This is a genomic window from Archaeoglobaceae archaeon (assembly GCA_038734275.1).
Lineage (GTDB): Archaea > Halobacteriota > Archaeoglobi > Archaeoglobales > Archaeoglobaceae > WYZ-LMO2.
Map to the genome: position 1 here is coordinate 180,717 of JAVYOO010000002.1, position 11,923 is coordinate 192,639.

The 11,923-nt window shown below is 43.7% G+C and carries 11 protein-coding genes; all 11 read right to left on the reverse strand.

Annotated elements, in window-relative coordinates; all coding sequences use genetic code 11:
* Positions 1-20: 20 nt before the first annotated feature.
* Complete coding sequence (locus QXI54_03565) at positions 21-1,274, reverse strand: uroporphyrinogen decarboxylase family protein (GenBank protein ID MEM0302231.1); 1,254 nt, start codon at positions 1,272-1,274, stop codon at positions 21-23.
* A gap of 1 nt (position 1,275) precedes the next feature.
* Complete coding sequence (locus QXI54_03570; GenBank protein MEM0302232.1) at positions 1,276-1,911, reverse strand: corrinoid protein; 636 nt, start codon at positions 1,909-1,911, stop codon at positions 1,276-1,278.
* A gap of 115 nt (positions 1,912-2,026) precedes the next feature.
* The gene (locus tag QXI54_03575; protein ID MEM0302233.1) at positions 2,027-3,208 is read right to left on the reverse strand and encodes an MFS transporter; all 1,182 of its coding nucleotides are present in this window, start codon (positions 3,206-3,208) and stop codon (positions 2,027-2,029) included.
* 74 nt (positions 3,209-3,282) lie between these two features.
* Complete coding sequence (locus QXI54_03580; protein MEM0302234.1) at positions 3,283-3,882, reverse strand: hypothetical protein; 600 nt, start codon at positions 3,880-3,882, stop codon at positions 3,283-3,285.
* An 88-nt stretch (positions 3,883-3,970) separates the two neighbouring features.
* Positions 3,971-4,402: a hydrogenase maturation protease gene (locus tag QXI54_03585; protein ID MEM0302235.1), complete on the reverse strand. Its 432-nt coding sequence runs from the start codon at positions 4,400-4,402 to the stop codon at positions 3,971-3,973.
* 28 nt (positions 4,403-4,430) lie between these two features.
* A complete protein-coding gene (locus QXI54_03590; GenBank protein MEM0302236.1) occupies positions 4,431-5,885 on the reverse strand; it encodes a Ni/Fe hydrogenase subunit alpha in 1,455 nt (484 codons plus the stop codon).
* Positions 5,882-6,913 (reverse strand): oxidoreductase, encoded by a 1,032-nt coding sequence (locus QXI54_03595; protein ID MEM0302237.1) that lies wholly within the window; start codon positions 6,911-6,913, stop codon positions 5,882-5,884. The genes QXI54_03590 and QXI54_03595 overlap by 4 nt, the downstream gene beginning before the upstream one ends.
* Positions 6,910-7,347 (reverse strand): hydrogenase iron-sulfur subunit, encoded by a 438-nt coding sequence (locus tag QXI54_03600; protein MEM0302238.1) that lies wholly within the window; start codon positions 7,345-7,347, stop codon positions 6,910-6,912. The genes QXI54_03595 and QXI54_03600 overlap by 4 nt, the downstream gene beginning before the upstream one ends.
* Positions 7,340-9,292 (reverse strand): CoB--CoM heterodisulfide reductase iron-sulfur subunit A family protein, encoded by a 1,953-nt coding sequence (locus QXI54_03605; protein MEM0302239.1) that lies wholly within the window; start codon positions 9,290-9,292, stop codon positions 7,340-7,342. Before QXI54_03605 ends, QXI54_03600 begins: the two co-directional genes overlap by 8 nt.
* Entirely contained in the window at positions 9,289-10,623 is a 1,335-nt protein-coding gene (locus tag QXI54_03610; protein MEM0302240.1) for a CoB--CoM heterodisulfide reductase iron-sulfur subunit A family protein, read from the reverse strand. Before QXI54_03610 ends, QXI54_03605 begins: the two co-directional genes overlap by 4 nt.
* Before the next feature lie 2 nt (positions 10,624-10,625).
* The gene (locus QXI54_03615) at positions 10,626-11,744 is read right to left on the reverse strand and encodes a 4Fe-4S dicluster domain-containing protein (GenBank protein ID MEM0302241.1); all 1,119 of its coding nucleotides are present in this window, start codon (positions 11,742-11,744) and stop codon (positions 10,626-10,628) included.
* Positions 11,745-11,923 lie beyond the last annotated feature (179 nt).

Consider the following 11,923-nt stretch of genomic DNA (forward strand, 5'->3'; position numbering starts at 1 on the left):
CCGGATAAATAAAAAATTATTTAATATTTTCCATACTTCTTCACGGCATCCAGCATTGCCTTTACATTCTCGGGCTTTGCATCTCTTGAAAGTCCACCGTCGACACCTGGCCAGATCATCATCCCGCCCTCTTTGCAATCCTCAAGAAGCTTTTTCATGAACTCCTCAACTTTTTGTGGAGTTCCGCTGATTAGCAGAGAGTTTGGAGGACCACTTACAAGAATGATGTGGTTATCAAGGACTTCTCTAACCTTTCTTGGGTCTGTTTTTTCAAAAACGCCGACTATTTTACCCTTAGGCGCTTCGAGCAAAGTTTCCAGATGTGCATCATGTTTACCTTCGAAAAGAACAAACGGCGTTAGACCCATTTTTATTACTTCCTTGAAAACATCGTTCAGTGCAGGCCAGTAGAATTCGTTGTATAGCTTTGGATTTAAATATTCATTCAGGTGGAGCGGGAAGAAACACTCAACGATTTCTGTTCCAAAAATCTGCTTTCTTATTTCTTTAGGTGGAGCTGAGCAGGCGGCAGCTTTTATTATTAACGGCTTGACTGCTTCGACAGCCTGCTTTACCTTGTCCCCGTGTCTGTAGAGATCCATTACTACGTTCTTTATATCTCTCAAAAAGTCACCAATTAAGTCAAGTGGGGCATACCCCCAGGACATTGGAATCGTTGGATATCCAAGCTTTGCAAGCTCTACAGAGACATCAGCCATGAAGGCTCCAAATCTTGCAAGCTCAGCTCCGTATTTAACAAGCGCAGCATTGTATTCTGCTGATCCAACTTTGCCAAGCTTTTTATTGATTCTTGGCATGGCAACTTTATTTATGAACTCAAGTGGATTCTCAATGAGCTGGTCGTACTCGCTTGCTTTCATGATTTCCTTACCTATGAATTGTGGATGAGCGTTTTTGTCGAGTTCATAGCCGGGCCATTTAGAGTAAACGTCTCCAAGTGCAAGATGAGTTGCTCCAAGGATGAATCTTGCAGCTGAGGACATATCGGGCTGTTCAAGTAGGGCAATTGTGTAAATCATGCCCTCAAGCCCAGCAATAACTGTGAATGTGTCGAAGTCAAAATCTCTTGCAACCTTCAGCCAAGCGGACTTGCACTTTGAATAATCGAAGAGAACTTCATGAGTTGTATATCCCGCATAAGCTCCGTGCCAAACTGCAGTTGCCCCCGTGACTGGCACTCTGTCGGGTTCCTTACCATTTATCACGTCCTCTATTCTTTTAAGCTTCTCCTTTCTCGTATTTTCAGAATCCATTTTAACTCACCCCCAGCAAGGCCTTGATCTTCTTAACACCGACAGCTGCATCATCCGCCCATTCGTCGGCTTGGGTGTAATTCTTGACTTCTTCACTTGTTCTTCCGCCTCCAACGATAATCTTAACTCTGTCTCTTAGACCAGCTTCTTTTATTGCATCAATGGTTCTCTTCATGCTCTCTATTGCTTCGGTAAGCAAACCACTAAGTCCAACAATTTGTGGATTATACTGCTTTATGGCGTCAACAAATGCCTGCGGAGGCTGATCTACGCCTAAATCGACTACTTCAAATCCTTCAGCTTCAAGCAAGGCTATGACGATGTTCTTTCCTATATCATGCACATCTCCTTCAACACTGCCAATGACAACCTTTCCTCTGCTCTCCGCTTTCTTATCGCCGAGCAAAGGCTTCAAGAGTTCCATGACTTGCTTTAGAATCTCTCCTGCCATTATTAGATCCGAGACGAAGTATCTGCCCTCTTCAAATCGCTTTCCGATTATTTCTGTTGCTTTTCTGATGTCCTCAAGAATCTTAAACGGGTCTTCTTTGTTCTCTATTCTCTTTTTGGCAATTTCTATCACTTTCTGCTCATCAAGATCTGCAAGAGCCCTTACAAATTCGTCTCCTAAATTCATGGCAACCACCTTAATTTATTCAAATACCTTCAAAATAAAGCTTTTTAAGAATGTGTTCATAACAATAAAATTTTATTTCAAGTAAAATTTTGTGGACATGCAAAAGGTTAAAAAATCATTTAACTTTAGGCGGTTCTGGAATCAGGAATGCGAAAATGCCCTGAATTGCAAACAGAAGTGCTGAAACTGCAAAGGCGGTTGTAAAACCATAAATCACTGCAATTGGAGCGATTATAAAAGGTGTGCTCACAAAAGCTCCTATGCACAGGAATGTGTTTATTACTCCCGCAGAACCACCGACCCATTCTGGTTTCATTTTAGAATCAACTGCTGGCAGATAAGCTGGTAAAGCCATCCAGTGGGGAATAACTCCACCAGCTAAGAAGCCAGCAATTGTTATTGCAATCCAGAGCACAGTAATTTCGCCAATGAGCCAGCCAAGGTAAACAAGAACTGAGAAGGCTACTGACAGCAATAAGATGTATAACCTTACACCACCAGTTTTTGAACTCAGAATCGGGAAAATCAGCGAGCCTATCCAGCCAGACCAAGTTATCATGGCAACTATCGCCCCAGCGGTTGCAATGTCTATGCCCTTTTCCATAGCTGCAGCGGTTGTGAAGAGGGCTTGGAATGGAACCATGCCCGCCATTGCTGTGAAAGTTCCGAGAGAGGTTGCAAGAATTGCCTTATTTGTGAGTGATTTCTTGGCTCCTTCAAGAACGTTTGCCTTTGGAATCGTAACTCCAGGAGGTGCATCCCTTACTAATACGATAAAGAAGATCGCTGCCAAGCAGATTAGGATTCCCCCGTATAGATTTATCTCACTCCAACTATTGAAATAGGGAGCCAGAGTTAAGCCCAATGAAAGCCAGATCATTAGAGCAGTCATGTAGATCCCTGTAGCAAGCCCTACTTGCTGTGGCGGGAACCAGGCACTTATGATCTTTGGAAGATTTACAAGTGTGAACCCTAATCCGATACCGAGCAATATTTGGGCCAAAATCAGAGAACTGAAATCTATGCTCTGAGCTTTCAAAAATGTTCCAACTGCTGCTACGAGAACACCTGCTGTCGCAGTCGCTCTAATACCGAACTTATCAGCAATGATACCTGCTGGAAATGCCAGAATACCTGCGATGAGCCATGGAACTGTAAAAGCCAATGAATATTGAGTCTGGTCGACACCATAAAGCTTTATCAGAATAGGTGCAAGCGTTCCCATTGCATACCATGCAAATACCAATGAGCCAAACAGGAACCAGGAAACTGCAAGAATTATCCATTTACTTCTCATCTCATCACCTCCAAGCAAAAGAGGGAATAGGATTTTGGAAATAAAATCTGTTATGAAGTTGTTATGAAAAAGGTTCAGTTCAGAACTCGTATAAAGATCCTCTCACCGCTTATCTCGAATTCCGCCTTCACGCCCAGCTGTTCATAGACGCTCTTTATAATCGACTTCGTGACTACCACGTTTTCTGGGACAGTTCGAAATATGAATTCGTTCTCCTTAACCCTCTTAAACTCCCCTCCTCCACCGAATTCAATCGTTTTTAAAACTTCTTCCGCTTTCTCTGTGCTTTTTGTATTCTCCCCCCACTTGTGCCAGATGTAGAAAAGATTTGCAAAGCCTCGAATACCTTTCAAAAATTCCTCATCCTTTTCTATTTCTTCTGCAGAATACTTCTCCTGAACCTTCTTCATTAAAACCCTGTATAGCTCCTTGTCCATGATCACGTATTGCTTCATTTCAACGTTGTAAATGTGATATGCAATCCTTTCGAAGTCCTTGGGAAGCTTATCAATGCTATAACCAGCAACCCTGAAGGCTTTAAAAACTCTCCAGTAAATTTCCAAAGCGTTGCGGAAGATCTGGCTATAGCTTTCAAATCCCTCTTTGAGCAAGTCTTCAAGCATTTTCAACTCGCTGTCTGTCAGTGCAACAGTGATTCTGTGAAAAAGCCTCATGCTCTTCGGTATTTTACGTAATTTTAAGGTTTTGCATAGTCACTTTGAAGCAAACATTCAATTTTGCATAAAATTTATCTAAATTTTTTCATTCAAGACCATTTATTATGCTATAAACCCTTTCCACAATCGAATCGAGCATCAATTCAAGCTCAGGAGACATTTTCTCTGAAATCGTATAGGGCTCCTTAACCCCGATGCCAATTACTACCAATTTTTTTGGCACAGATAAATTCAGAGCCTTCATGAGTTCAATTGTCTCTGGAAGTCCCGCATAATGCGGAGATTTGGAAAATCGAATCTTTAAGTCCTCCAAATTGTCAATTAAAACGATCTCTCCCACTTTACCCTTAATGCTGTCCACAACAAAAACAGTCTCGTGACCAGCAATGTAGTCGATCAGCGTATAGCCCATTCTTTCCAAGATTTTTACTTCAAAACCTTCAGCTTCAAGCTTCTCTTTCAGCTTTTCGCCAACAATTAAGCCAATTCGGTCGTCTGAGTAAATCGGATTGCCCAAAAATAAAATTAAAGGCATAAAATAAAAATTAATGAATAACTCTCAGCAGTTCTCCATTGGTGTTGTAGATATAAATGGGCACAGGCATTGAGCCCGGCAATGTGTGAGTTCCGCAGGCATTGCATGGATCGTAGGCTCTGAATGCCATTTCTACCATGTTCAGCAGTCCATCGTTCACAACTCCGCCTTTGATCAAGCTTCTCGCTGCCTTGTCAACAGACATCGAAATCCTGCCGATGTTGTGCTGTGTGGCGACGAGCAAGTTCGCCCTCTTAATCACTCCTCTCTCGTCGGTCTCGTAGTGATGGATCAAAGTCCCTCTTGGTGCCTCAACAACTCCAATGCCAACACTTGGTTTTTCGGTTGGCAGATTTCTTACGTTCTGGTCCAAAATATCTGGATCGTTAGCGAGCTCCTTTATGCGTTCAGCAGCATAGAGCATTTCAATGACTCTCGCCCAGTGCATCGCAAGAGTTTGATGAGCTGGCTTTCCAAGTTTTTCGAACATCTCTTCGTAGGCTTCCTGAGCCAATGGTGTTGCCATGCCCTCAGCTGCGTTAAGCCTTGCAAGCGGTGCTACCGCATATATTCCGCTCTGCTCCCCGTCAATAAGCCCTTTCCAGCCGATCTTCCTCAAATAGGGGAACGTCATGTAGCTCCAAGGCTCCACATGTTCAGCGATGTAATCCAAGTAGTTGTGCACATCGAACTTTGCATATTCTTTGCCATTCGGATCAACAACTCTAAGCATGCCGTCGTAGAAGTTTACCCGATTCTTGTTGTCGACGAGACCCATGTAGTATGTGCGATGAGTGTAAGCATCGCTCGTGATCAAGTCTAAATACTTCTTGTTTTTCAGCACTATGTCCTTGAAAACGTTCAGAGTGAATTGGGCAAATTCAACTCCCTGCTCTCCAAGGGCTTTTAGATCTTTAACGATCTCCTCATTTAAAGGCTTTGAAATTCCTCCAGGAACTCCAAAGACTGGGTGAATTGTTTTGCCACCAATTCTCTCCATCATCTGCCTAATGCTCTTTCTCATCCCTATTACCTTGAGCCCAACTTCCTGCCCAACCTTTTTGATCACTCCAACAACGTTTCTCTCCTCCTTTGGAGCATCTGGTCCAACAATGAAGTCAGGACCTCCGAGGATGTAAACGTGCAAGGCATGGTCTTCAAGCATGAAAAGGTTGTAGAAGAGTTCCCTGATCTTCTTTGCCGCTACAGGTGGATCAACCTTGTAGAGGTCGTCTAAAGCCTTAGTAGAGGCCATGTGGTGTGCTGTCGGGCAAACACCGCATATTCTTGATGTAATCTGTGGCATGTCTTCTGCATGTCTGCCTTCGGCAAACTTTTCAAAACCTCTGAACTCTGGGACTTGGAAAAATGCTCTAACGCAATTTCCTTTGTCGTCAAGAATTATTACGATCTTTCCATGTCCTTCAAGTCGGGTAATTGGGTCAATAACGATCTCCTTGCTCATATCTCAACCACCTCCTTTATTCGCTTCGGCTTCTTTATCCCTGCCTTATGGCTGAGCTTTGAAGCAGCAAGAGAATATCTGTAAATAGTTCCGATCCAATCCGGAATGCCATCAAAAGCTTTCTTGATCTCCTTTTCCTCCACTGGCGAATAATCGAGAATACTTCCGAAATAAGAGATTGCCTTGCCACCGTAGTCAACAATGCCGTCAAGCAATCCAAAGCAACCAGTGCAGGGCATGTTGCCTTTGATGCAAAGCGCTGTGCACCCGCCTCTTGTAACTGGACCCATGCATAGGAATCCCTGAGCAAGCAAACACTTGTTTGGCTCAGGCTTAGCTTTGTCCGGTCTCTTGAATTCCTTAACAAGGACTTTTTCAGGCTTTGTTTCATTCAAGGAACATTCGTCACAAAGCGATCTGTTTGAAGCACCAACTATTGCCCCCTTTGGAGGTAAATTACCGCTCAGCAACGCCTGCAGAGCATTCCAGAAAACATCTGGAGTTGGTGGGCAACCCGGAATATAATAGTCAACATCTATAACCTTGTCAAGCGGTAGAAGAACTGGAAGTGGTTCTGGAAGTTCAAGCTCAGCCTTCATTTTCGCTTCTGGAATGTTGACGATAATCTTCTTTGTTGGCAAAACTTCTTTTGGATTTTCGATCGTCGGGACTTCTAAATACTTTCTTTCGAGAGCTTCATCCAGATTGTAAAGATTTGCAAGCCCCGGAATTCCGCCCCAAGCAGAGCAAGCACCATAGGCTATAACGATCTTCGACTTCTTCCTGAGCAGTTTTACCATCTCCTCGTGCTCCTTCAGCCTAATCCCGCCGTTGATTAGCGCAACAGTGATTGAGCCATCTGGAAGCTTTTCAACATCTTCTCTCTTGAAATCCATCGCAACTGGACAGAATACGATATCAACAGCCTCGAAGACTTTCAGCAGTCTCTCCGCTAAGTCTACGAAAGATTCCTCACAGCCACCGCATGAAGCACACCAATACCACGCTACCTTTGGCTTCTCGCTCATTCTCTCACCTCCAAATTGGGCTTCAGTGGACCAAGTTTCTTCAGCTGAGCGACCATTTCATTCACAACTTGCACCCATCTGCTCGCCTCCGCAGCTGAGATCCATTCAAGTCTAAAGCGTTCTTGCTCAATTCCCATTGTCTCGAGAAGCTTTCTAAAAAGCTCGAATCTTCTGTAGGCTTTGTAATTTCCCTCGATGTAGTGGCAATCAGCAGGTGGATGACATCCCGCAACAATTACACCGTCTGCCCCGTCAGCGAACGCCTGAAGAACGAACTGCGGGTCAACTCTACCAGAGCACATGACTCTAATGATCCGAACGTTCGGCGGATAGCTCATTCTGCTTGTTCCCGCGAGATCTGTGGCTGCATAAGTGCACCAGTTACATGCATATACAACGATCTTTGGCTCAAATTCTCCTTTAGAGTCAGACATTCATCTCACCTCCAAAAACCGCTCTCGTTTGAGCCAAAAGCTGAATGTCCTTGAAGCCAAGATGTTGCATTGCACCACTCGGACATGCTGCATTGCACGTTCCACAACCCATGCAAAGGGCTTTTTCAACATATGCAATCCTGTCCCCGTTCACTTTCTTTATTGAGATCGCTGAATAGGGGCAAACACCAACACAGATCGCGCAACCACTGCATTTCTCCTCATTAACCTGGGCAATCATTGGCTCTATTGTTATTTTACCCTTTGAAAGCAAAGACATTGCCTTCGCAGCTGCAGCGGAACCCATTCTGATGCTTTCAAGAATGTTCTTTGGCCCGGTAATGCATCCAGCAAGGAATATGCCCTTGGTTGGAGCTTCAACTGGAGCAAGCTTCAAGTGAGCCTCTCTTACAAAGCCTTCGCCACCACAGCTTACTCTCGTTACCGCAATTAGCTCCTCTATGTCTCTTGGCGGAAGCATGCCTATTGAGAGCACAATCGCATCCACGGGTATTCTGATGTTCTCCTGAATTGTGTATTCAAAGACGTCTATAAACAATCCCTCAGGTGTTATCGAAACCTTTGGGATCTTGTCTTCGAATTTTATGAACTGAACAAGCTTTTTGCCCGCCTCCTCATAAAGCGTCTCGTCGCTTCCATAGGTCATTATGTCTTTGTAAAGGATATAAACGTTCGTATCTGGATATTTCTCCTTGATCTTGATTGCACTGTTAATTGCGGTGGTGCAACACATTCTTGAGCAGTATTCCTTTGCTCCGGGGGTTGTGTTTCTCGAGCCTACGCACTGGATAAAGGCTATGCTTTTTGGAACTTTGCCTCCAATAATGAGCTCTCCTTTGGTTGGGCTTTCGGGATCGAGCAATCTTTCGAGCTGGAATAGCGTTATTATGTTCTGATGGAGTCCATAGCCGTATTCACCCTTGAAGGGTCTGTATGGATCGTAACCCGTAGCAATAATCACCGACCCTACCTTTAACTCTATTGTCTTCGGCTCTTCTTTCAGATTTATTGCTCCGAATCTGCAAACTTTTTCGCATTCTCCGCATTTAACGCAAACTCTGTAGTCGATTGCATAGTAAGGCGGATAGGCATTGCTAAACGGCAGAAAGATCGCTTTCCTTTTATTCAAACCGAAGTTGTATTCATTCGAAACCTCTATTGGGCAAACTTCTTCACATTCCCCGCATAGTGTGCATTTCTCATTAACGTATCTCGGGTTAATTCTGATTTTGGCATTGTAATTTCCAGCAAAGCCACTCAGCTGAATAAGCTCAGCATTCGTCAAAACCTGAATTCTCGGGCAATCCTTAATTCTGTCAAACATCTTGCTCACAACGTCCGGTCCTTTCGTTTTTGGATCTATGTAACCTATTAAAGCCGCTTTACCTCCTATAGTGGGAGCTTTTTCAACCAGATAAACGTTAAATCCGTAGTTTGCAAGCTCCAGTGCTGCTCTCATTCCCGCAACTCCACCACCCAATACGAGAGCGCTTGGTTCTGCCTTTACTTCGAGCTCTTCCAATGGTTCGAGATGTCTTGCTTTTGCCACAGCCATTCTAACGATCTCCTTTGCCTTTTCAGTAGCCTTCTCCTTGTCGTGATGCACCCAGGAGCAGTGTTCTCTGATGTTCGCCATCTCGAGCAAGTATTTGTTTAGCCCCGCCTCGCTTACAGCGGTTCTGAAAGTGATCTCATGCAGAGATGGTGAGCATGCAGATACAACAACCCTGTTCAAATTGTGAGCCTTTATGTCTGCCTTTATGAGATCCTGTCCAGGCTCGGAGCACATGAAAACGTAATCCTTTGCAACAACCACATTTGGTAGAGTTTTGGCAAATTCCGCCACCTTCTTCACGTCAACTGTTCCCGCAATATTAAAACCGCAGTGACATACATAAACTCCTATTCTTGGCTCTTCAGTCATTTAACCACCTCCGTTGGGCAGGAAAACCTTTTTGCTATTAGCGCAGCCCTCGCTGCCGCAGCACTTGCTTCAGTCACAGAATCGGGAATATCCTTCGCTCCCGCCACCGCTCCAACAACAAAGATCCCCTCAACTGTTGTTGAGACTGGATCCAGATAGGGATCCTTTAGCTTGATAAATCCGTCGGGAGTTAACTCAACAGGCAGTGGGAGCTTCGAGTTTGGAGTTATTGCTACTGAAAGGACAACCATGTCGTATTCATCTGCCTTCAAATAGCTCTCAGCCGTGTCTTCGTAGATAATTTTCAAATTCTTAGTCTCTGGAATTTCATCGATCCTTACAACTTTGCCACGGATATAGTTGATTCCGAATTCCTTCTTGGCTCTCTCCAAAAACTCATTAAAGCCTTTTCCAAATGCTCTTATGTCCATGTAGTAAATCGTGCACTGAACTTCGGGCAAATGCTCTTTTGCAAGGATTGCCTGCTTGGTTGCGGCCATGCAGCAGTAGGCTGAACAGTAGTGGTTAAACCTTATGTCTCTTGATCCAACACACTGGATCCATGCAATCCTCTTTGGATGCTTTCCATCAGATTTCCTAACAATTTCACCGTTTGTCGGTCCAGTAGCTGAGACGAGTCTCTCGAACTCAAGGTTAGTATAAACATTCTGGTGTTTACCATAGCCCAATTCAGGTAAGTTCCTTGGGTCGTAAAGCTCCATTCCTGTAGCAACTATGACTGCTGCGACGTTTAACTCCAGAATCTCTGGCTGTTGATCGTATCTAATGGCTTTTGTTGGGCAGTTTCTTTCGCACACACCACATATCGGCCCTTTTGCCTTCTCCTTTACTTTAGGAGGTGGATTCAATCTCATGCAATGCTCCGCATCGATGACAGCTCTTTTAGGCACAGCCTGTGGAAACATTATATAGATCGCTCTTCGAGTTGACAATCCCATGTTGTATTCATTCGGTACATCTTTAACGGGGCATTTCTCCGTGCAAACTCCGCATCCATTGCACTTGCTCCAGTCCACGTAAGTGGGTTTTTTGAGAATTTTAACCTTGAAATTTCCTGCTCTACCGCTTATTTCTTGGACCTCTGAGTTCATAATGAGCTTTATATTTGGATACCTAAGCAAAGCTGCCATTTTTGGAGCTAAAATGCATGAAGCGCAGTCAAGAGTGGGGAAAGTCTTATCGAGGTAAGCCATTTTTCCTCCAACACTCGGAGCTTTGTCCACCAAGTAAACATCAATTCCTTGTTCAGCCAGATCCAATGCTGCCTGAATTCCCGCAACTCCTCCGCCTACAATTAAAACCGAACTCATCTTCAATCACCTCTAAAGTATCCTGCACGTGCTCCGATATAATAAGCGATTACCTTGTAAAGCCAGTGGGTGTGCTTTCCAAATGCAAATTCGAGCAATAGGAATGGTATCGTAAAGCTCAGGAAGAGTGCAAGGGCAATGTAGGCGTAGAATACCATCCCAAGATCATAGAGCACAAATACGAGCAGAATCATCAGAGCTACTGGAAGTAATGTTATTAGAGACATCCAGTCAGTCGGATGTGTGAATTTCTTGTAATACCAGTGTGTTTTTTCACCTGCAGTCAATCTCTTCATAACAGGAGATGCTACACCAATCAAGAAGGTCAAAGACGCTGCGTATATCAGCAGTCTGGAGATAACTTTGAAATCGAAGAATTTAGGAACGAGCAGGTATAGAATTCCAAGCAGTATGAAAAGACCTAAGCCAATTAGTATCAGAGTATGTTCGAGTATTCTTTCCCTCTTATGCGCCACTTTCATTGCATCGCTTTCAACTCTAATGAAAAAGTTTGCTATATACTTCAATGATTTAATCAAGCCAACTTCTTTCTTTTTGTCTTTACTCATGAACTTATAGGCCCTATAGCCGTTCGAAGCAAGTATTGCAACGCTTATAACGAAAACAATAGCAACAGGGATTAAAAGTTTCGAAAGAACTACGAGCTTACCTGTAGAGGCGTATGATACAATGCTCTGCCAGAAGAATCCAAAGTAGAGAAGCAGTGAAAGACCCAAGATTGCAAGGTAGGCCATGAGCTTAGAGGCAAATGAAGAAGTGTTCCACCACTTCGTAATACCAGTCCAGTCGTATTTAATCGACTGATATCTCCTTATTGCTGCCAAAATCTCTGAGGGGCTTGCTCCTCTCGGGCAGCTGTCTGTGCAGTCACCATGGAGATTGCATGACCAAGGAGAGATATCGCCGAGGATTTTCTCTTCCACTCCAAGCTGTGTATATCGAATGGCTCTTCTGAAACTTACATCGAGCTCTTCTGAGAGCGGACAAACCGCAGTGCATGAACCACACTGGTAGCATTCAAGTAGACTTTTTCCACCGAGTTTAAAGACTTCTCTGTTTACATTTGGATTTATTGAAATAAACTCACTTCCACCAACCATCCAAACCACTCTCCGTCTCGACCAAGTCTTTTTAACGTTTTTCACAGAAATTTTGGGTATTTAAATCTAACGTGTGCAGGAAATATATATATTTTTCTAATTAAACACTAATAAAAATTATTATTAATTATTGTTATAGTTATGAGATAACTAAACACTTACAAAGGCTCACAAAAGTA